The organism is Enterococcus sp. 125944 (genome assembly GCF_051909435.1).
In the GTDB taxonomy this organism is placed as follows: domain Bacteria; phylum Bacillota; class Bacilli; order Lactobacillales; family Enterococcaceae; genus Enterococcus_D; species Enterococcus_D gallinarum.
Window position 1 is genome coordinate 53,032 of the sequence record NZ_JBQASY010000008.1, and the last position, 20,590, is coordinate 73,621.

Sequence of the window (20,590 nt, forward strand, 5' to 3'; positions counted from 1 at the left end):
AAAATTGATAGGAGTTGTAACAATGGGGAAAAATTATAGTGCTCTTTCCAAAAGTATTATTGATTATGTTGGTGGAACAGAGAATATCATTAGTCTTTATCACTGTATCACTAGATTGAGATTCAAGTTAAAAGATGAAAGTATTGCACAAAAAAATACCGATGAAATTAAGAAGATTCCCGGTGTCTTGTCCGTCGTCGAAGCAAATAATCAGTACCAAGTCGTTATTGGAAATGAAGTGGAAGATGTCTATAAAACGATCATGGCTAACTATGACATTAAAAGCGCCTTGGGATCAGACGAGTCGGAAGCATTAGATGATGACCGATCTGGAAATATCTTCATCCGCTTCTTTAATACACTGTCTTCCATTTTTAATCCGATTATTATGCCTTTAGCTGGGGCAGGAATGATTAAAGCCTTGTTAGTGGTTTTAACGACATATCATTTTATGTCAGCAGATGGAAGTACCTATAAGATTCTTTCAGCAGCCGGCAATAGTGTATTTTTCTTCTTACCGTTATTTTTGGCTTTTAGTGCGGCCAGAGTGTTTAGAACAAATCAATTTATTTCATTAGCAATTGTAGCAGCACTTTTAGAGCCTAATTTCACAGCATTAGTCACAGAAAATGGTGTAACGGTTGATTTCTTAGGTATTCCAGCAATTTTAATGGGGTATTCTGGAACTGTCATTCCTGCGATTATTTCCATTTACCTCTATTCAAAGTTAGAAACGCTGCTAAAGCGAATGATTCCAAAGAGTTTAGAAATTTTTTTGTTGCCAATGGTTGCCCTTCTTATTATGGTTCCGCTAACAGTGCTAGTTGTTGGACCAATCGGCGTTACATTAGGGGATGGGATTGGAAGCGCTATGAACTTTATCAGTGACCGCAGTGGGTTACTGGCTGGTTTGATTATTGGGGCAGGATGGACTTTCTTGGTAATGATTGGCATTCATTGGGGTGTTGTGCCAATCATGATCAATAATCTTGCAGTCTATGGTTATGACGTTATTCGACCTATGGTTGCGGCTGCCACTTTTGCAAGTGCAGGTGTGGCGTTAGGCGTATTTTTAAGAAGCAAAGATAAAAATGTTAAAGTGCTCTCGCTATCTGCGATTGTACCAGCTTTACTTGGTGGGATAACTGAACCCATCGTCTATGGCTTGTCGGTAAAATATAAAAAACCATTGATTGCCCAAACAATCGCAGGTGGAATTGCTGGAGCTTTCATGGGAGCAATGCAGACAAAGGCGATTGTCTATGTTTTTCCAGCATTAACAACGTTACCAGCCTTTTTGGGTGATACCTTTGTTTATTACCTCATCGGAATCGCTCTTGCTTTCTTCCTGTCAGCAATTTTAACTTTTGCTTTTGGACTGGGAGAAGAATCTTCATCAAGTAATGAAGAAACAGAAGGTCAAGTCAATACAATCAGTTTACCATTGGATGGGGAAGTGATTGAGTTAGAAAAAGTCAACGATCCAGTGTTTTCAGAAAAAACGATGGGTGACGGATTTGCTGTAATACCAACTGATGGCGTAATTAAAGCACCATTTAGTGGAAAGGTCGAACTGGTTTTTCCTACAAAACATGCGATTGGATTAAAGTCAACATCTGGTGTAGAAGTATTGATTCATATTGGCATCAATACCGTTGAATTAAACGGCAACTATTTTGATTTAGCTGTTAAAGCAGGCGATGACATCCAAAAGGGGCAAAGAATCGGAAGTGTGGATATTGAAGGCATCCAGTCTGAAGGCTATGATCCAACCACGATCCTTGTAGTAACCAATTTGGATGATCTTGATGAGGTAGACATTATCGACTCTAAGGGTAAAATCATCCAAACTTTCACTGGAAAAAAAACGATACAAACAGAAATGTTAGCATAAAAACAACAATCTGAAAGAGGTAATCGAATGAATAAAAGCTATTTTCCTAAGAACTTTCTTTGGGGCGGAGCAATTGCAGCGAATCAAGTAGAAGGGGCCTGGAACGTTGATGGAAAAGGGATGTCGGTAGCAGATGTCGCAATGTACAAACCCGATGTAGATAGGACAGATTATATCAGTCAATGGCACGTGTCTCCTGAACAAATTGAGGAAGCCATGCAGTCAAAAAACGATAAGTTATTTCCGAAAAGACGAGGAATCGATTTTTATCATCGTTACAAAGAAGACCTGGCATTATTTAAAGAAATGGGCCTGAAATGCTTAAGGGTATCTATCGCATGGACAAGATTATACCCCAATGGGATTGAAAGTGAACCGAATCAAGCTGGGATCGATTTTTACGTGGGCTTATTCAAAGAGATGAAGAAGAATGGGATTGAACCTCTAGTCACATTGTCTCATTATGAAATGCCATTATATTTAGTCAATGAATATGACGGCTGGGTTTCCCGAGAGGTGATCGACATGTTTGTTCGATTTAGTAAAACTTGTTTTGAAAATTTTGGACATTACGTGACCAATTGGCTGACTTTCAATGAAATCGATAGCGTCTTTAGACATCCCTTCACTACGATGGGAGTGGTGGAAGAAAAGTACAAAACAAAAAAAGAAGCTGAAGAGGCCATTTATCAAGCGCTACATCATCAGTTTGTAGCTAGTTCCCTAGCGACTAAATATGCCCATCAAATCATTCCTAATGCGCAGGTGGGGTGCATGGTTACAAGAGCTTTAGCTTATCCGTTAACCTCAAATCCAGTGGACGTGATGCTAGCCCAACAACATAATCGGGAGAACTACTTTTTTTCTGATGTGCAGGTTTTTGGAACGTATCCGACTTTTGTCAAAAATTATTGGAGAGAGAATAATTTTACTATTGAAATGTTGGAAGGGGATGAGGAAATCATTCAGCAACACACAGTGGACTTTGTCTCTTTTAGTTATTATATGTCTATGATTAAAACAGAAGATGAAGAAGATCGGGAAAAAGTTGGCGGAAATTTAGTCACCAGTGTGAAGAATCCTTATCTTGATACAAGTGATTGGGGTTGGCAAGTAGATCCAACAGGATTGAAAATTGCATTAATCGACATGTACGATCGTTATAGAATGCCTCTGTTCATTGTTGAAAGCGGGATTGGTGCTTTTGATGCGTTTGAAGATGGAAAAGTGCATGATGATTATCGCATAAAGTATTTTGAAGACCATTTTAAAGCGGTCAATGAAGCCATCAGAGAAGGCGTTGAAGTAATGGGTTATACTACGTGGGGATGTATTGACTTAGTAAGTGCGTCGACTTCTCAAATGTCAAAACGATATGGATTTATCTATGTGGATGCGGATGATGAAGGGAACGGAACCTATGATCGGTTTAAAAAGGATAGCTTTTACTGGTACAAACAGGTGATTGCGAGCGATGGAGCTTCTCTATATGAAGAAAATAGTTAAGGATTAAACATCAAAAAAAATTGAGAGCAAAGTTGTTTGGAAAGTCAACTTGCGTCAAAAGGTCCAATCATCTTGATTCGATGGTTGGACTATTTTATTGCAAAGCTGGGAAAAATAGCTAGTCGACCAAAGGCATCAAAAAAGGCGAACCGCAACTCTTAGGGAACAAACGAGCATTTTGTCATTAGTTGAAATATTCAAGCAAACTTGCGAAGAAAAGCGCAAAGGATTCAATGTTTTCAAAACAACTACACTAAACTGTTTTTTTATTTTTATGGTCCTAAAAGTAACCTTCGCAGTTCTAAATCCATACCAATGCCATGTAATGTTATTTATCAATCTCATGTATGAGGAAGTTGTGAGAAAAAACTTCGTAAAAATTTAGTAAGCATTTAGTATATGGTCTGCTACTATATGTACACTGAATACTCCTTAAGGGTGGTTTAATAAATGAAAAAAATGCTAGTAACAACGATGGGACTCCTGCTTTTTTTGGCTGGCTGTTCCGCAAATAAAACAGAGGAAACATCTTCTACAGAAAAAGTCGTGACAACGGAGTCAAGCACGTCTCAATCAACTTCAACCAAATCAGCTAACGCTACGAGTACCGAAGCGTCTAAAAGCAGGACCACTGAATCATCTGAACAACAATCGTCAAATGAGCAAAGCGCACAACCACAAGCTTCCACGAATACTGCACAAACCAATCAACCAGTGACACACGTTTTGTGGGAGGCTTCCAAGTCTGCAGAGCTTGCGACGTTTATGCAGAGTTGGGGACAAGAAATGGGGCAGCAATATCGAAGCTATGACGACCATGTGCAAGCAAATTACTATGGTCTCCAAGTACCTCAAGATATTTTTGATGGTAAATGGACAACCGTCATTAATCAAACGCCCGTCTCAGTGGAGTGGTCAGAAAATGGTGAGGGACAAGCCGATTTTCAGATCGTGGCAATCTATTCGGACATCGACCATGCTACACCAGCTGGAGGGCATCTCTATTTCTTTGGCTTCCAGCAAAAGCAGCCAAAAGTTCTAATCACACAACAAAATCAAGGAAATCAAAACAATTATCTGTATTTTAAAGAGACAGCGAATGAATCATTGAAAAATGCATTTATTCAGCTTGCCAATCGTTAAACAGTGCTAAGATGAAGAACACTTGGAACTGAATGGCATGAAAAAGATTTTGAAAAAATTGTCGGGCTTTCTGAGTCAGACAAAAGAGGGTATTCAATGAAGAAACACTACTTTATGGCTTTTTTACTTAGTTTATTCTTTTTGTTTGCTCTGCCAGTGCAGGGAATGGCAGTTGCTGGGGGACACGGCGGTGGTTCGACCAGTCGTGGCGGATCCGGTGGCGGCTTTGGCGGTGTCACTACATTTGATGACTATTCGGATCATTATTCCAGAGCTTCTTGGGGAAGACGAGGGTATGGATATTATAGCCCCTATGGTTCATCATCAGTTATAGAAAATTATGTTTTGGTTGGGGCGTCAGTAGGCGGAGCCGCGATTCTCTCTTTGGTTAAACGAAAAAAAGACCAACGAACCAGAAGGAATGATTTATTCGCTCAAATTCCTGGTAATAAAAAGGAAAAGAAAAAACTGCTTGACGAAATCCAACAGACTTTTTTTGCGATCCAAACCGCTTGGGATCAAGAAGCACTTGAAAAAGCAAGCAGACACTATACTGACAAACTATTGTTGGAACACAGTCAAGTATTGCAACAGAATAAAGAGGATGGTATAAAAAATCATACAAAGAAAGTCATCCTACATCAAGTGGAAAATTATCGACAACTTCGTGCAGACAGCTTCTCCATTCGGATTGATTTCAGTTGCTGCGATTATGTGGAAGACCGGGTGAGTAAGCAGATCCTCTCAGGAAAGAAACATCGAAAACAATCTTTTTCTCAACTATGGTATTTTAACTATTCTGAGAAAGAGAGGAAATGGCAGGTTGATTTTATTCAACCAATTGATTTGGATTAAGCAAGAGCGGGCTGGTGATAGTCGTAGTTGTTGGGTTAAATTCATGCATACGATGAAACATTCTACTAAGTTTTAGGTTTTAGTTATTCGAGTTAAGTTATCCAGTAAAGCTGCTGACTCCTAATGCCTGACGTTTCGTACCGACGATAATCAGGAGGCGGAATAAAGGAAGCATTTCTATACGCAAACAGTTCAAAAAAATCTTTCGATCAGATAGACGGTTACGAACCGCTTTATCAAATCGAAAGATTTTTTTTCGGATGATCATTTTTTGACGAAAAAAATATAAGCAAATTTAACTGGATAAAAATCAAAGAACCCCATCGTTTGACGAGTATCGAATTCTATATGAATAACTGCAAAAACAATGCGTTCAGCGTGAATCATTTCATTTTGAAAAATCTCAAATCAACTACAGTTTCCTTACCGGTTATGATTTTCTCAAGATATCAGTGCCTCTTTGATTCTGCAGTCCGCAGCGCATACGCGTCGAGCAAGATTCTAGCAAGGATCGAGAGGGGCAGTCTTGAACGAACTTCATAGTCTGGAAAGAAGGAGCCTTCTGATTTGAAGCCAACAAAAGGAATTTCGATATGCGCCATTAAGCTAGAGTGCCGATTGGCTGTCAGCAGAATGGTACCGATCTCCGCTTCATAACAGTTTTCAGCTGCGGTGATCAATTCTTTGGTTTCACCATTTAAAGAAACGAAGATCACGATATCTTCCTTCGATAGTTTCTTACTGATGTTCTTAATGATGTTGGGATCGGTATGCATCTCACAGTATTTGCCAGTAAGCTGAAATTTGACCATCATTTCTTGAGCAATCAGTTCAGAAAATCCACGAGCAAAAATCATGATTCGTCTAGCAGCTTTGATTCGTTGGATCGCGTCTTCGATATTGCCGCTTTCCACCATATTGATCGTGCGGATCACTTCTTGTTCATTCTTTAGAATCGCCGTCTTTATCCCTTCGTCCACCTTATCAAGCGCTGCAAAATTGATATTGGTATTATCTTTTTCTTTTAGTGAATGCTTGAAAGCAGTAAACCCCTCGTATCCTTTTTTCTTCATGGTACGAACAACAGTCGCCGTTGAAACGTTTGCATATTCACTTAATTTTATAATGGAGCAAGACGGAATCTCAAGGATATGACTTTGAATAAAATCCCACAGGTATTGCTCTGACTCACTTAATTTTGTATCCATGTTCTGCCTCCCTTCAGCTAGTCTTTATTGTAAATCGAAAGATTCACCTACTTCAAGGTCATGAAGTATTTCTTGTAAAAGTTTTCAGCGGTTTTGTTTATTTATGAAAACATTTACATCAAGTAGTGATCCATAATAGGTTTGTAGGAAAGGAGGGGCGCAAATGGCTGTTTATACATGTACGTTAAATCTAGCGATCGATCTTTTTATCGAAACAGATGAGATGAAACCATTTCAAGTGAATCGCGCAAAGGATGATGATATCCAAGCCAATGGAAAAGGGGTCAATGTCTCATTGATCATGAAAAAACTTGGTATCGATAGTACAGCATTGGGTTTCAAAGCTGGTTTTACTGGTAATTATATTGAGGACTACTTGCATCAACAAGCGATTCAGACCGATTTTATTCCCGTTCCGGGATTTACGCGAATCAACGTTTTTACGCATGTAAATCGCGATAATAAGGAGTACAAACTTGTGAATAAGGGACCTGAAATTTCAAAAAAGCAGATCAATCTTTTGCTAGACCAAGTTAGACATTTGCAAGCTGGTGACTATCTTTGTGTATCTGGGAGTATGCCACAAGGTGTCTCGCCCAAAATTCTTATAGCAATCAGTCGTATTTGCTTTGAAAAGCAAGTGAATCTGATTATTGATTCAAGTTATTCAGAGGTGTTGGAATGTCTGCCTTATCAGCCCTTCTTGTTAAAGCCCAATGAAGAAGAGCTGCAAGCATGGTATCAGACCGAAATCAATGATCGCAAAGGCTATATCGACTACGCAAAACGATTGGTGGCTAGTGGTGCGCAAAATGTGCTGCTCTCTTTGGGAGGAGAAGGCGGCCTTCTTTTGACGAAAGATACGGTCTACTCTGGAAACTCTCCTAAAGGCAAAGTAGTGAATACAGCATGTGCCGGAGATACGTTGCTAGGAACATTTCTTGCAGGGTATTTAACAGGTGAGCCGCTGGATGTCAATTTGAAGAAAGGATTAGCTGCTGGCAGTTCAACCGCTTTTCGTAAGGGATTAACTGATTTTTCGGATGTTGCAGAGTTGGAAGAACAAATTGAAATCAAAAGAAGGAGCGAATAAAAAATGACAACTTACAAGATTGTTGCTGCAACGGGCTGTCCCACTGGGATCGCCCATACCTATATGGCACAAGAAGCGTTGGAACAAGCCGCCAAACGCAAAGGAATAGCTATTAAAGTAGAGACTCATGGACAAGTGGGGATAGAAAACCAGTTAACGCCAGAAGAGATAAAAAATGCGGATGCGGTCATTATTGCTGCAGATAAAGATGTCCAAGCGGAACGTTTTGCGGGAAAACGCGTGATCAATGTTCCGGTCAGCAAAGGAATCAAAGATGCCGATCAGCTAATTGAAGAAGCATTGAGAGGGTCGCTGATTGCAGAAAACAAGACGGTCGATGCATTGGAGCAAGCAGATGGGGGAATGGCTGCTGGAATCGGACATAGTATTTATAAAAATCTGATGAATGGTGTTTCTCATATGCTGCCATTTGTCGTAGCAGGGGGCGTGATCATCGCCGTCTCATTCGCAATCTGGGGTGTCTACTCTTTTGATCCTAATGATCCCACCTATAATCCGACATCAGCGATGTTAAAAGGAATTGGGGATACGGCAATGGGAATGATGGTCCCTATTTTAGCGGCTTACATTGCTGAAGGGATTGCTAAACGACCTGGTTTGGTGGTGGGATTTGTCGGCGGCTTGTTGGCCAATGCTGGTGGCGCTGGTTTTCTAGGCGGGATCTTTGCTGGATTCTTAGCTGGGTACTTTATTCTGTTCTTGCAAAAAGTCATGAAAGGATTACCGAAACAATTAGATGGATTGAAGGCTATTTTCTTATATCCAGTGATTGGTGTTTTAGTCATTGGTGTGGTGATGTCTTTGTTAGCAAGCCCGATGGAGGCGATCAATCAAGGTATGATGGATTTCTTGGCAGGATTCCAGAATTCGAATCCATTGATTTTAGGCATCATTGTTGGCTGTATGTCCGCATTTGATATGGGCGGTCCCGTCAATAAAGCCGCTTACGTTACGGGAACGGCATTGTTAGCTCAAGGAAACCATACCTTTATGGCAGGTGTTTCTGCGGCATGTATCGCGCCACCATTGATTACGGGATTTGCTGTCTTATTTTTGGGGAAATATTTTGATACGAACGACCGCAATGCAGGGCTAGTCAACTTTATTTTAGGATCAACGCATATTACTGAAGGGGCGATTCCCTTTGCAGCCAAAGATCCTCTGCGTGTTCTGCCTACGATGATGTTGGGTTCATCGATCGCAGCGGTTTTGACCTATATGTTTGGAGTCCAAGTTCCTGCTCCTCATGGCGGCTTCTTAGTATTGCCGGTTGTCACGGGGAAAATTGCTTGGGTAGGTTCGATTTTACTTGGCTCGATCATAGGTGGAGTGATTTTAGGGTTCATCCAAAAACGCAGTGTACAAAAACGTGAAGCAGAAGTTTCAGCTGATGAATGGAAAGAAACAGCGAAAGAATAGAAAAGAGGAAGACAAATGACGTTGATCAAAACAGACCACATTTTTATGAAGCGAGATTTTGTGACACAAGACGAAATAATGACCTTCCTTGCAGCACAAGCAGTTACTCTAGGCATCAGCAGTGATCAAGCTGCTGTTTATAGAAAATTGCTAACAAGAGAAGAGGAGAGTACAACGGGGATGATGGATGGATTTGCTATCCCTCATGCGAAAGATCACAGTATCGAAGAAGCCAATGTCATCATCGTCCAATTAAATAGCAAAATCGATTGGAAAAGTTTGGATGGGGAAGGAACTGATTTTATTATTGCTCTTTTTATACCTGATTCAGAAGCGGGAACGACTCATTTGAAACTATTGTCTCAAGTGGCACGGCTTTTGATGCATAAAGAGGTGACAAATTGTTTGAAGCAAGCACAGTCTCCTGATGAAATTGCCGAAATTTTAAATGGAAAACTGGCAGAAAACTAAAAAAGGAAGTAGTGAAAGCATGACATTATCAAATAAGCAAGCATATATCCAACAGCTATGTAATGAAAATGGCATTATTAGTGCTTTAGCCATTGATCAACGAGGGGCTTTGAAAAAAATGATTGGCAGATTCCAAGACCATTCAGTCACGACAGAGCAAATCAGTGCCTTCAAAAAAATCGTGTCAGCCGAGTTGACGCCCTATGCCTCAGCAATTTTACTAGATCCAGAGTACGGATTGCCAGCAGCCCAAGTTCGGGATGAACAAGCTGGATTATTGTTAGCCTACGAGAAAACCGGTTATGATGCTTCAACTCCGGGTCGTTTGCCTGATCTTTTGTCCAACTGGTCTGTGAAACGGCTAAAAGAAAATGGCGCGGATGCTTGTAAGTTTTTGCTCTATTATGATGTGGACGAACCTGACGAGATCAATGATCAAAAGAAGGCATTTATCGAACGGATTGGTTCGGAATGCCTTGCTGAAAATCTACCATTTTTCTTAGAACTGGTTTCTTATGATGCTGCTATCCCAGACACCACTTCGAAAGAATATGCTTTGAAAAAACCTCATAAAGTAAACGATATGATGCGAGAATTTTCGCAAGCATACTATGGCGTTGATGTCTTAAAAGTGGAAGTCCCTGTGAATATGAACTATGTAGAGGGCTATGCGGAGGAAGCTGCTTATACTAAAGAAGAAGCGGCGGTTTATTTCAAAGAGCAAGCGGAAGCAACGGATCTGCCCTATATTTTCTTGAGTGCAGGGGTTTCAGCTGAGTTGTTCCAAGAAACGTTGAAGTTTGCCAAAACATCCGGCTCAAAATTCAATGGCGTACTTTGTGGACGAGCAACCTGGGCAAACGGTGTAGAGCCTTTTGTGACTCAGGGAGAAGGTGCGGCGAAAGAGTGGCTGCAGACCCAAGGACGTACAAATATTGAAGCGCTAAACAATGTTCTGCAAAAGACTGCTACACCGATTCACTTGTAATAAAAACGTCCTTTAGAAACAACTGAAAATCAATTCTATCGGTTCCTTCGTTCTCTTCAGTGAATGAAGGGCCTTTTTGTTTGGATGAACCAAACGAATAGCGGTCAAGAATTTCTAGTTAGGTGGTAGAATAAAGCTAGTATTCGTTGTTACAGATAAATAAGGATGCGTTCTTTTCCCGAAAATCTGAGATAACAGTAGGAAAAATGTTGTGTCATAGAAGAAAGGAGTTTTCGATGGAAACTCGTGTATTAAAGTATTTTCTAGCAATAGCCGAGGAACAAAATATTACCCAAGCAGCTAAAAAGCTGAACATTACGCAACCCACTTTAAGCAGACAAATTCGAGAGTTTGAAGAGCGTTTGCACACAGAATTGTTTGTGCGCCAAAATAAGAAACTTTATTTAACAGAAGCAGGTCTGTTTTTAAAAAAGCGCGCAGAAGAAATTCTTGAATTGAATCAGAAAACAGAACAAGAATTGTTCAATTATCAGGAGACGATTCTGAATGGACAAATTGCGATTGGTTGTGTGGAAGCAGAAAACTCCTATTTGCTCACACAAATCATCGAAGAAATGGTTACTGATCACCCCCAAGTGTCTTTTACTATTTTTAGCGGAACTAGTAATGATATTCTGGAAAAACTTGATAAAGGCTTGCTTGATGTGGCGATTTTGATTGATCCTGCAACGACGGATCAATACAATCGGCTGACATTGCCTAAGAAAGAAGTCTGGGGGCTTTTTGTTGCAAATGAACACCCGCTGGCTGATCAAAGCAGTATCTCACCTGCAGACATCCTCACCACACCGTTGATTTGTTCGAGTCGTAAAGAAGTTTTGGAAATGTTTTGCACGTGGGGCGGGTTCGTTGAAGAAGAGTTGACGATCGTCGGGAGATACAATTTGATTTTTAATGTCCTTTTATTGGTCGAAAACAATGTTGGTGCTGCTTTAGCAATTGCTGGAGCGATTCATCATCGAGAAAACCAAACAAAATTCATCCCCTTTTCGCCACCTCTGGAAACGAACTGTATTCTGGTATGGAGGAAAGAGACGATTTTGGCGCCGACAGTCCAAACATTTTTGAAGAAATTCAAGCATGCTTTGCAAGCATAGAAATCAGCTTAACAAGTATTGGACGTTATGTGGATCAAGCAGTAACATGAACTTGTAAGTTATTGAAAGGATTGCCGCTTTATTGATTGTGAAAGCTGACAAAATGGCACAATGGTATCAGACAAAGAGGTATGCAAGGAGGAGACAAGCAATGGCAAAATTTGAAGAGGTAAAAGATGGCGTGATTTTCCCAAGTGGCGCAAAAAATGAAGCGTATGCCCAATACTTTGTTGGACAAAGCTATTTAAACACTTTAGTTGCAGACCCCTCGGTCAATGTTGGCGTTGGGAATGTAACTTTTGAGCCAGGTTGCCGCAACAATTGGCATATTCATCATGATGGTTATCAGATTTTGCTGATTACTGGTGGTGAAGGCTGGTATCAAGAAGAAGGAAAACCAGCCCAATTTTTGACAGCAGGAGATATTGTCGTCACCCATGATGGCATCAAGCATTGGCATGGCGCAGCAAAAGATAGTTGGTTTGAACATCTGGCTATTACTGCCGGAACGCCTGAATGGCTCGAAGCTGTGGCGGAGGAAGACTATCAGCAGTTACAAAAATAAGGAGGCAATGAGAATGAAAAAACAAACAGCAGGAAGTGAACGGTTAGGTGACTTCGCCCCTCAGTTTGCGGCATTGAATGATGACGTATTATTCGGAGAAGTGTGGTCTAGAGAACAAGAATTGTCCGCCAGAGATCGTAGTTTGATCACTGTTGCCAGCCTTTTGACACAAGGTGTGCCTCAATTAGAAGCTCATTTGCGAATCGCCAAAGAAAATGGTGTGACTCAAGCAGAGATCGTTGAATTGATCACACACTTGGCTTTCTATGCCGGATGGCCTAAAGCATGGTCGGCATTCAATTTAGCCAAAGAAATTTATGCGGAAGAATAATTTTTCAGTCCTTTTTACCAGCAAGTTGATTCATTGGCTTCTCCCTTTTTCTGTAGTAGAGTAAAGATAAGCACTTACTAAAGAGGGGGAGTATCATGAAGGAAACACAATTGACGATCGAGACATTGCAACGGGCCCAAGAACGATTTGAAGAAACGTTGGCGCAAATGAGTATCGCGGAAGCGAACACGATGCCGGAGCCACTGATTAAGTCAGTCACTTGGCTGATCTGGCATACCGCTCGCGAAATCGATCTGCAGATTTCCGCATTAGCGGATCAAGAACCGCTTTGGCTAGCGGACTGGACGAAGCGATTTGCTTTGGATTTGCCTGACGATACAGAAGATTGGCGTCATACACCAGAAGAAGCCGCCAAGGTAATCGTTAATCAAAAAGAACTATTAGTGGATTATCTTTCCGCTAGTGTCGAGTTAGCAGTTAATTACCTTCAGTCTATTGATGAAACTAGCTTATCAGAAGTGATTGATGAGAACTGGACGCCAGCTGTGACACGACAAGCTCGGATCGTCTCCATCGTCGATGATGCAGTCATGCATTCGGGCCAAGCAGTCTATACAAGGAGATTAGTGATTGGGAAATAAAAGTTTTTAATGACATCAGAAATTTGAATCTTTGGCTGTTTTCTTGAAATATCGCTAAAATCTTCTTTAGAGCATTTACACCGGTGACGGGTTCCCTTATGATAAGCAAGGGAACCCGTTTTTTTGGGTAAATCATTGATGACAGGAGCAATTAAAATAAATGAGAAATATTAAACTTACGATTGAATATGATGGCAAGCGCTATCTGGGGTGGCAACGTTTAGGCGATTCTGATCGAACGATCCAAGAGAAAATTGAAAGTATTTTGACACAAATGACAAATGAAAAAATCGAAATCATCGGGTCTGGACGTACAGATGCAGGGACGCATGCGAGAGGACAAGTCGCCAATTTCAAGACAGCAAGCGATTTGTCCCCCGAAAAAATGTTGCAATTCCTGAATCGCTACCTACCTCAAGACATCGTCATCAAAGAGGTCGCAGAAGCCTCTGAACGGTTCCATGCCCGTTACAATGCGACCGGCAAACAATACAGTTATTATGTTTGGAATAGTCCGATTCCAACCGTATTTGAACGTCATCGGAGTTTTCATTGTCCGCAAGAGCTTGATTGGGACAAAATGCAAGCAGCTTGTGAGAAGTTTATTGGCACTCATGATTTTATTGGCTTTTCTGCATTAAAAAAGACCAAAAAATCCACTACTCGTACAATCGAGGAACTCTCACTCACAAGAGAAGGAGATATGCTGCGTTTTCGCTTTAAAGGAGATGGCTTTCTTTATAAAATGGTACGGATCATCACCGGGACGATTTTAGAGATTGGTGCGGGTACAATGGACATTTCGGCGATCGATGAGATATTTACGAATCAAGTCCGAAAAGCAGCCGGAGAGACAGTGCCTTCCCAAGGATTGTTCCTAGATGCTGTTTACTACCACTAAAAAATAGAGCTTAAAAGTAAGGTGACATTATGGAATTTGCTAAGGCAGATTTTGATTTATTCGATCGTGAGGTATTTGCCTTTAAACAACTCAAAGACATCTACCCACCAGAAACAATTCAGCGGCTGAAAGAGGATTATCAGATGTGCTGGCAAAAATGGAAACATATCCAAATGACTGTCGCAACCAATGTATCAGCAGACCTTCAACCGAAAGTTGAGAGTTGGACGAATGGTTGGAATTTGCGCAGTCATTTTTGGTGTGCTTATCGGAATGAGGCACATCCGAATCAAAATGCCTGCCTAGCTGCATTGATCAATCAAAAGCAATATCAAGTCTATTTCATGTTCCAACATTACAAAAGTGGCCAACGTTCAGGGAGTTTAGCAGCCTATAATGACTTACGCTGGCAGATTGAAGAATGGAGCAAAGACAAAAATTTGGCTGATTATTATATTTGGCCACAGGTGGAACATGAACTAGAAGATCATTGCCCATTAGCTGTATACCTCTCAGAGCCGCAAAAACAAAGACAACTTGAAGAAAAGCTGCAAGGACGCAGTTTTCAAATCGGCAAACTTTGGTTTCCATCAGAGAGCATCGAAGATGTTGAGAGATTGACGACTGAAGCATTAGAAGAATTAAGTCCATTGTATTTTTCACTAACAAGATAAACAATGCTCTTAAGATAACCAAACAGCAAAATACCTCGAACTGAACGATAGCTGATTTCTGTTCTACAGAAATTTCAGACCCTCCTATGTTGATGGTCTGTACCGCTATTTGTTCGGTTTTTTTGTCATTTAGAGAATTTTTTCTTTGGTCAGAAAGCGAATCAGTAGGCCAGATGAAGGAAATATGGTAATTTGCATATAAATCATTTCAAGTAATTGCAAGAGGATGGAACACTTCAAAGTTTTGCTGGCAGAGAGGATGAGAAGGATGGACGAGGAACGATTAAGTCAGCTTTACAATTTGATCATCAATCCAGGGACAAGAGATTGGGAACGATCCCAGTTGTTGGCAGCCCGAGATCGGTTAGAATCCGGACAAGAACAAAAAAATGTCCTATCAGAGTTGGAAGCTGCTTTGCGACCATTGGCACTTCGAGGCAACTTGACACCGGATTTACAGGATTTTTATGATCAGTTAAGAGGGATAGAAACAACTCAAACAACTCAAAAAACAAAGACACATCAAATCGCTGACTGGAGTCATCAAGAAACAGCCATTTTTGCGGGGGGTTGTTTTTGGTGTATGGTGGAGCCTTTTGAACAGAAAACAGGGATCACTTCTGTTCTTTCAGGATATACCGGCGGGAATATCCCGCATCCCACGTACGATCAAGTCAGTAGCGGGTTAAGCGGACATGTAGAAGCAGTGGAAATCATTTTTGACAATCGGTTGATTACGTATGAGGAGCTAGTCTCATTGTATTGGCAGTTGACGGATCCCACAGATGCTGGTGGACAGTTTCAAGATCGGGGAAAGCAGTACCGACCAATCATTTTTGTCGGAGATCCGCAGCAACAAGCGATTGCTGAAGCGTCAAAAGAACAGCTGCAACGGTCAGGTCATTATGCAAAACCAATCATCACAGAGATTAGACCAGCCACGACTTTCTGGCCAGCCGAGAATTACCATCAAGGGTTTTACCAAAAAAATCCTCATCGGTATCGCCGGATTCAACGTGCCCGCAAACAATTGCTGGTCTATCAGCGGATTAAGCGATTCTTCAGTGGAACCAGATAATTGATAAAAGCGGCTGGTCAGAATAGGCAGAACAGCCGCTTTTGTTTCACTTTGATGCAAATGATTTAGACAATCGGCTAAAAAAAGATCGTTTTTTTTAGAATAACGTCCAAAGAAAGCGGATTCACATTCGCGTAAAATAGAAAACAGGAAGATAGGCAGAAAAGGAGAAAAGGAAGAATCATTCCCACAAAAAAGCGGTGTATTTGTATGTCCGACAACTTCAAAGGATTCACCAACGGCATCTTGTGGCCGTTTATTAGTAGTGGACAGTGCAGGGAATGATTCTTAGGGAGGAGTGGCTCAGAGAACTTGTAGCTGAATAGCAAGTAGTGAAAGGGGTAGTTTTTTAAGAGTGATCTCATTTTGATTTCAATAGGTAATCGGCAGTAATTGTTTTATAAAAGGAGAAAGCAGGCCCCGTTTGAGTTTCTCTAAATGGAATAACCTATTTTGCTAGTTACGTAATAGACTGAATCATTCGTTTTTTTCAATGCATTTATTTTTATCCAAAAAAGGACGTGGAAAAATGAAAACATTTAAAAAATGGGTCTTTTTGCTTGCTGCTATGTTTGTAGGAATGTTTTATGGCATTGCTGTACATGCAGAAGAAGCAATTGACCAAATCGTTGCACCAACAGGATTTAAAGCTATTTTGGTTTTAGTTCCATTGGTCTTGGTTTTAGTTCTTTTATTTAGAAAGGTAGATATGATCATTGCTGGACTGGTTGCTGGTATACTAGCAATGATCATCGGAGGGATCAGTTTAGCAGAAGCCAATACGCAACTGCTGGAAGCTGTGCCAACGATGTTGAGTATCACTGTCCCCATCATCAATTCTGCTGTGGCAATGGCTGTTTTCAAAGCGGGAAGCTATACGGCAGCTTTGACTTTGGCTAAACGAGGAACAAAAGGCAAGGTAGAATATGTTTCTGCATTTATTGTCATTTTGCTTGCAGCAGCTACTTATATGTCTGGTATTGGTGGCGGCAGTGCAATGGTGATCGCACCACTGGCCTTTGCAGCAGTGGGAGTGGTTCCAGAATTGATTGCAGCCATGTCGCTAGCGGCAGCTGTTTCTTTTACAACTTCTCCTGCCTCCTTAGAATCAAGTATTGTTTCCAAACTGGGCGGCTTTAGCGTTTCTTCTTATGTTGTTGAGATGCGTCCTTTTTGGTTGTTGTTTGTCGTGTTAGCTATCGCTTTGGCTTTTTGGGGAACGAAGCGCCGGCACATCGGCTTTAAAGCTTCTGCAGAAAATGAATATGAAACAAAAAGTAATGGCGAGTTGTTCAAAATCACATTACCAGCGATTTTCTTGCTTTTTGCAGTTATATTCGGCCCGCTAGTCAATGAGTTGATTGGTTTTGTTTTCTTCACACCGCTTGTTTATATGGTGATCACATTAGCATTGATTTACTTATGTACTGATTTTTCAATGAATCAATCGGTGGAAGCAATGGTAGATGGATCAACGTATATTCTGACTCGTCTTTTTCAAGTGGGAATCTTCTTGGCATTCATCAATATCATTGCGCAAACAGGAACGTTTGCCGTCATTGCTGGGGTAGCTCAAAATGCACCGGAATTTGTTGTAGTACCTGTGGCGATTTTAACCGGAGTCTTGATTGGCATTCCTGCCGGAGCGTATGTGGGCTCAGTGTTGACACTTGTTTTGCCAGTCGCCGTTTCCCTAGGATTCCCACCGATTGCTTTAGGTTTTGTCACAATGGGCGTGGGCTTAGGCAGTCAAATGAGTTTCGTCAACATCACGATGCAAGCATTATCTTCAGGATTCCAAATCCCCATTTTGGATGTGGTCAAAGGAAATGTGAAATGGCTAAGTCTTGCTTCAATTATATTGTTGTTCATTGGTTTGATTTTTGGGTAAGTAAGAGGGAGGAAAAGAAATGGATCTACTAATTAAACAAGCAAGAATCGAGGATGGAGAAGAGTTAAAAGACGTTAGTATTACTGCTGGCAAAATCGTCGAGATCGCACCATCCATCGAAACAGTTGCAAATGAGACCATCGAAGCCAATGGACGAGTGCTGATTCCCGGTCTTGTAGAAAGCCATATTCATTTGGATAAAGCATTGATCGCTGACCGTGAACCCAACAATTCCGGCACACTGCAAGAAGCTATCGCGGTTACTGCAAAATTAAAGCCAACTTTCACAGAGGAAGACATATACCAACGGGCAAAACAAGCACTTGAGATGCTGATCGTTCATGGTACGACAGCTGTGCGGACTCATGCAGAGTTTGATCCAGCCCAAGGATTTACGGGCTTTGATACAATCATGCGATTAAAAGAAGAATACAAGGATTTTATTGATATGCAAGTTGTCGCATTTCCCCAAGAAGGAATCTTCAAGGCGCCTGGTACTGATAAGATGATGATCGAAGCAATGGAAAAAGGTGCCGACGTTGTAGGGGGGATTCCTTATAATGATGCACCAGCCAATGAGCATATTGATTTGGTTTTTTCGATTGCCAAACAGTTTGATAAAGACATTGATCTCCATCAAGATTTCGCCGATGAAGCGGATGAGACATCAATTGTTTATCTGTGTGAGAAGACCATTAAAGAAGGCTATCACGGGCGTGTCTCCGTAGGTCATTTGACCGCGTTGCATGCGATGCCGCCTGAAAAATTAGCAGAAGTCATCTCATTGATGGCGGAAGCACAAATCAATGTCATGCCATTGCCTGCCACCGATCTTCATTTAGGGGCGAGAAACGATCCTTATAATGTGCGTCGTGCAGTCACTCCGATTCGCAAATTAAGAGATGGTGGTGTAAATATCTGCTTAGGAAGCAACAACATCCGCAATGCCTTCACACCTTATGGGAATGGGGACTTGATTCAGATTGCGATGCTAGCTGTTCCAGTTGCCCACTTAGGTGGGGCTGCCGACTTGCCGACGGTTTTACCGATGATCACTACCAACACGGCGAAAGCGTTGAAACTAGCTGATTATGGATTAGCTGTTGGTAAAAAAGCCGATCTTGTATTGTTAGATACAAAGTCGAAAAGCAATGCATTGATTGATATTCCCGAACGGGTTTATGTGATCAAGAACGGTCGTGTAACGGTTAAAATCGAGAAAACGATCGAAATCTTACGTTAAGGACCATGGAAAGATATTCTTTAGTGGAAAGAGGCGGAAATCAGTTCACTGACACAAAGGATATACCCTAGCTAGAGTTTGTTTTTTGATTCAAGGGGACAAAAACGACTGATTGCTGATCCATTGAAGTGGAATAGCAACATTTTAAACACAACACCTGCTCTTTTTTCTGATAGGAGAGCAGGTGTTGTGTTTTTTGGGGGAAAAAATGAATAACAAAATCAGCTGCAGTGACTGAATATTTCCTTCCTTTAGATACCATTACTTCACAATATATAGTATTTTTTAATCTTTTTCTTACACTCTGTTCACTATATATTGTATTTACTTTTTTTAAAGATTAGGTAAAATGGATCTTGAAGTTTGGAAGGAGCGCTGTTTTTGTCATAATCGTTTAGCAGGGATTTGTGTCGAAGTGAGGCAAACAAGCATAAAGAATCCGCCATTACGACTCTGAGAAACGCACGAGTTTAGACGACAACCTGTTAGCAGAAGAGTGCCCGTTATTGGAAAAAGGACCTTCAATCTTGTAATACGTGCTGGATTTGATACACTAGAGAGGTTGCCACTGAGACATTAGTCGCGAGAAATCTTTTGTTATCAAAGAGAAATCAGTAAACAAGGTCTTTTATGAGTATTTTGCTGCTAACCAAATGCCATGTAAAGATACGCCTACGTTTTGAATCAGCTTCAGTGTTAGGTTTATCAGTGAGGCAAAAAGCGAGACAAGGATGGCTCAACGATATTTTAGTAAGAAGGATGGATGCATGTGTTATTGATAGCAGGAACGATTGGAGCAGGTAAAAGTAGTTTGACCGATTTTTTATCGAAGGAAATGGCTTCAAAACCATTTTATGAAAATGTTGAGGACAACGATGTGTTACCATTGTTCTACTCAAATCCAGAAAGATATGCTTTTTTGTTGCAAATCTTTTTTTTGAATAAAAGTTTTCTTGCAATGCGGGAAGCCTTGTCTCACGATGACAATGTGATCGACCGTTCGATTTATGAAGACAGCATGATGTTTCATTTGAATGCAGATCTTGGAAGGATCTCACCAATGGAAGTCGAGCAATACGACAATTTATTGAACACGATGCTGCGTGAGTTGGAAGACTCCGCCCCAATGAAACAACCAGACTTGATGATCCACATCAAAGTTTCTTTGGAGACTATGATCGATCGGATCGGTAAGCGAGGACGTTCGTATGAACAGGTGGCAAATGATCCAAGTTTGTATGATTACTACAAATTGTTGAACGAACGGTATGATGCTTGGTATGAAAATTTTGATGTCTGTCCGAAAATGCAGATCGATGGGGATGAACTAGATTTTGTAGCAGACCCTCAAAACTTGAACAAAATTATGAAAATGATCGAAACAAAGCTAGCCGAGATACGTACAGGAAAAGAGAAAGGAATCTATCAAACCCAGCGGGCTGTCGTAAAAGGCGATTTCTCAGAAAAGTGATTGTTCCATAGAGTCTTCCCCTTCACAAGGGAAAAATAAAATCAAAAGAGGATGCCTGTTTTCAAAAAAACATGCTAAAATCATATCGATACTGAATGGCTGCCAAAGTTGAAGCAGA

The 20,590-nt window shown here is 40.9% G+C and carries 19 protein-coding genes; 18 read left to right on the forward strand and 1 reads right to left on the reverse strand.

The genetic code is table 11. The features are described from left to right. The first annotated feature begins 22 nt into the window (after positions 1-22). The 4 genes from ACTFWY_RS08730 to ACTFWY_RS08745 all read left to right on the forward strand — a co-directional run bounded on the left by ACTFWY_RS08730 (position 23) and on the right by ACTFWY_RS08745 (position 5,398). Positions 23-1,894, forward strand: a complete 1,872-nt coding sequence (locus tag ACTFWY_RS08730) for a beta-glucoside-specific PTS transporter subunit IIABC (RefSeq protein ID WP_138371094.1) — start codon at positions 23-25, stop codon at positions 1,892-1,894. Between the two features lie 27 nt (positions 1,895-1,921). Continuing rightward, positions 1,922-3,400, forward strand: a complete 1,479-nt coding sequence (locus tag ACTFWY_RS08735) for a glycoside hydrolase family 1 protein (protein WP_311828278.1) — start codon at positions 1,922-1,924, stop codon at positions 3,398-3,400. Positions 3,401-3,850: 450 nt separating this feature from the next. Continuing rightward, positions 3,851-4,543, forward strand: coding sequence for a DUF4767 domain-containing protein (locus ACTFWY_RS08740; protein WP_423118703.1), 693 nt, complete (start codon positions 3,851-3,853; stop codon positions 4,541-4,543). 96 nt (positions 4,544-4,639) lie between these two features. Continuing rightward, complete coding sequence (locus ACTFWY_RS08745; protein ID WP_311828280.1) at positions 4,640-5,398, forward strand: TIM44-like domain-containing protein; 759 nt, start codon at positions 4,640-4,642, stop codon at positions 5,396-5,398. A 449-nt stretch (positions 5,399-5,847) separates the two neighbouring features. Here the strand turns inward: ACTFWY_RS08745 and ACTFWY_RS08750 are convergent, their stop codons facing one another. Continuing rightward, positions 5,848-6,606, reverse strand: coding sequence for a MurR/RpiR family transcriptional regulator (locus tag ACTFWY_RS08750; RefSeq protein ID WP_003125844.1), 759 nt, complete (start codon positions 6,604-6,606; stop codon positions 5,848-5,850). Positions 6,607-6,769: 163 nt separating this feature from the next. Between ACTFWY_RS08750 and pfkB the strand changes: the two genes are divergently transcribed. The 14 genes from pfkB to ACTFWY_RS08820 all read left to right on the forward strand — a co-directional run bounded on the left by pfkB (position 6,770) and on the right by ACTFWY_RS08820 (position 20,472). After that, positions 6,770-7,699: a 1-phosphofructokinase gene (gene pfkB, locus ACTFWY_RS08755; protein WP_103300983.1), complete on the forward strand. Its 930-nt coding sequence runs from the start codon at positions 6,770-6,772 to the stop codon at positions 7,697-7,699. A gap of 3 nt (positions 7,700-7,702) precedes the next feature. Next, entirely contained in the window at positions 7,703-9,139 is a 1,437-nt protein-coding gene (locus ACTFWY_RS08760) for a PTS fructose transporter subunit IIC (protein ID WP_439926833.1), read from the forward strand. Between the two features lie 15 nt (positions 9,140-9,154). Further along, positions 9,155-9,610 carry a fructose PTS transporter subunit IIA gene (locus tag ACTFWY_RS08765; protein WP_005470755.1) on the forward strand — a complete coding sequence of 152 codons (456 nt, stop codon included), beginning with the start codon at positions 9,155-9,157 and terminating at the stop codon, positions 9,608-9,610. A gap of 19 nt (positions 9,611-9,629) precedes the next feature. Beyond that, positions 9,630-10,598, forward strand: coding sequence for a tagatose-bisphosphate aldolase (lacD, locus tag ACTFWY_RS08770; protein ID WP_103300981.1), 969 nt, complete (start codon positions 9,630-9,632; stop codon positions 10,596-10,598). 236 nt (positions 10,599-10,834) lie between these two features. After that, positions 10,835-11,716, forward strand: coding sequence for a LysR family transcriptional regulator (locus tag ACTFWY_RS08775; protein WP_311828283.1), 882 nt, complete (start codon positions 10,835-10,837; stop codon positions 11,714-11,716). Between the two features lie 151 nt (positions 11,717-11,867). Next, a complete protein-coding gene (locus tag ACTFWY_RS08780) occupies positions 11,868-12,281 on the forward strand; it encodes a cupin domain-containing protein (RefSeq protein ID WP_005470765.1) in 414 nt (137 codons plus the stop codon). A gap of 13 nt (positions 12,282-12,294) precedes the next feature. Next, on the forward strand, positions 12,295-12,612 hold the full coding sequence (locus tag ACTFWY_RS08785) for a carboxymuconolactone decarboxylase family protein (RefSeq protein ID WP_005470766.1): 318 nt from the start codon (positions 12,295-12,297) through the stop codon (positions 12,610-12,612). Positions 12,613-12,707: 95 nt separating this feature from the next. Next, positions 12,708-13,214, forward strand: a complete 507-nt coding sequence (locus tag ACTFWY_RS08790; RefSeq protein ID WP_003125858.1) for a DinB family protein — start codon at positions 12,708-12,710, stop codon at positions 13,212-13,214. 160 nt (positions 13,215-13,374) lie between these two features. Beyond that, positions 13,375-14,115, forward strand: a complete 741-nt coding sequence (gene truA, locus ACTFWY_RS08795) for a tRNA pseudouridine(38-40) synthase TruA (RefSeq protein ID WP_003125859.1) — start codon at positions 13,375-13,377, stop codon at positions 14,113-14,115. A gap of 29 nt (positions 14,116-14,144) precedes the next feature. After that, positions 14,145-14,789: a glucose-6-phosphate 1-dehydrogenase family protein gene (locus tag ACTFWY_RS08800; RefSeq protein ID WP_308052786.1), complete on the forward strand. Its 645-nt coding sequence runs from the start codon at positions 14,145-14,147 to the stop codon at positions 14,787-14,789. A gap of 259 nt (positions 14,790-15,048) precedes the next feature. Further along, positions 15,049-15,867, forward strand: a complete 819-nt coding sequence (gene msrA, locus ACTFWY_RS08805; protein ID WP_081131588.1) for a peptide-methionine (S)-S-oxide reductase MsrA — start codon at positions 15,049-15,051, stop codon at positions 15,865-15,867. 580 nt (positions 15,868-16,447) lie between these two features. Continuing rightward, complete coding sequence (locus ACTFWY_RS08810) at positions 16,448-17,758, forward strand: citrate transporter (protein WP_369915129.1); 1,311 nt, start codon at positions 16,448-16,450, stop codon at positions 17,756-17,758. A gap of 19 nt (positions 17,759-17,777) precedes the next feature. Next, positions 17,778-19,001, forward strand: coding sequence for an amidohydrolase family protein (locus ACTFWY_RS08815; RefSeq protein WP_439926832.1), 1,224 nt, complete (start codon positions 17,778-17,780; stop codon positions 18,999-19,001). 763 nt (positions 19,002-19,764) lie between these two features. Continuing rightward, a complete protein-coding gene (locus ACTFWY_RS08820) occupies positions 19,765-20,472 on the forward strand; it encodes a deoxynucleoside kinase (RefSeq protein ID WP_060814549.1) in 708 nt (235 codons plus the stop codon). Positions 20,473-20,590 lie beyond the last annotated feature (118 nt).

What these genes read in the sequence shown, in the direction of transcription:
- ACTFWY_RS08730 (WP_138371094.1), top strand. Translation starts at nt 23, where the DNA reads ATGGGGAAAAATTATAGTGCTCTTTCCAAAAGTATTATTGATTATGTT.
- ACTFWY_RS08735 (WP_311828278.1), top strand. Translation starts at nt 1,922, where the DNA reads ATGAATAAAAGCTATTTTCCTAAGAACTTTCTTTGGGGCGGAGCAATT.
- ACTFWY_RS08740 (WP_423118703.1), top strand. Translation starts at nt 3,851, where the DNA reads ATGAAAAAAATGCTAGTAACAACGATGGGACTCCTGCTTTTTTTGGCT.
- ACTFWY_RS08745 (WP_311828280.1), top strand. Translation starts at nt 4,640, where the DNA reads ATGAAGAAACACTACTTTATGGCTTTTTTACTTAGTTTATTCTTTTTG.
- ACTFWY_RS08750 (WP_003125844.1), bottom strand. Translation starts at nt 6,606, where the DNA reads ATGGATACAAAATTAAGTGAGTCAGAGCAATACCTGTGGGATTTTATT.
- pfkB (WP_103300983.1), top strand. Translation starts at nt 6,770, where the DNA reads ATGGCTGTTTATACATGTACGTTAAATCTAGCGATCGATCTTTTTATC.
- ACTFWY_RS08760 (WP_439926833.1), top strand. Translation starts at nt 7,703, where the DNA reads ATGACAACTTACAAGATTGTTGCTGCAACGGGCTGTCCCACTGGGATC.
- ACTFWY_RS08765 (WP_005470755.1), top strand. Translation starts at nt 9,155, where the DNA reads ATGACGTTGATCAAAACAGACCACATTTTTATGAAGCGAGATTTTGTG.
- lacD (WP_103300981.1), top strand. Translation starts at nt 9,630, where the DNA reads ATGACATTATCAAATAAGCAAGCATATATCCAACAGCTATGTAATGAA.
- ACTFWY_RS08775 (WP_311828283.1), top strand. Translation starts at nt 10,835, where the DNA reads ATGGAAACTCGTGTATTAAAGTATTTTCTAGCAATAGCCGAGGAACAA.
- ACTFWY_RS08780 (WP_005470765.1), top strand. Translation starts at nt 11,868, where the DNA reads ATGGCAAAATTTGAAGAGGTAAAAGATGGCGTGATTTTCCCAAGTGGC.
- ACTFWY_RS08785 (WP_005470766.1), top strand. Translation starts at nt 12,295, where the DNA reads ATGAAAAAACAAACAGCAGGAAGTGAACGGTTAGGTGACTTCGCCCCT.
- ACTFWY_RS08790 (WP_003125858.1), top strand. Translation starts at nt 12,708, where the DNA reads ATGAAGGAAACACAATTGACGATCGAGACATTGCAACGGGCCCAAGAA.
- truA (WP_003125859.1), top strand. Translation starts at nt 13,375, where the DNA reads ATGAGAAATATTAAACTTACGATTGAATATGATGGCAAGCGCTATCTG.
- ACTFWY_RS08800 (WP_308052786.1), top strand. Translation starts at nt 14,145, where the DNA reads ATGGAATTTGCTAAGGCAGATTTTGATTTATTCGATCGTGAGGTATTT.
- msrA (WP_081131588.1), top strand. Translation starts at nt 15,049, where the DNA reads ATGAGAAGGATGGACGAGGAACGATTAAGTCAGCTTTACAATTTGATC.
- ACTFWY_RS08810 (WP_369915129.1), top strand. Translation starts at nt 16,448, where the DNA reads ATGTTTTATGGCATTGCTGTACATGCAGAAGAAGCAATTGACCAAATC.
- ACTFWY_RS08815 (WP_439926832.1), top strand. Translation starts at nt 17,778, where the DNA reads ATGGATCTACTAATTAAACAAGCAAGAATCGAGGATGGAGAAGAGTTA.
- ACTFWY_RS08820 (WP_060814549.1), top strand. Translation starts at nt 19,765, where the DNA reads ATGCATGTGTTATTGATAGCAGGAACGATTGGAGCAGGTAAAAGTAGT.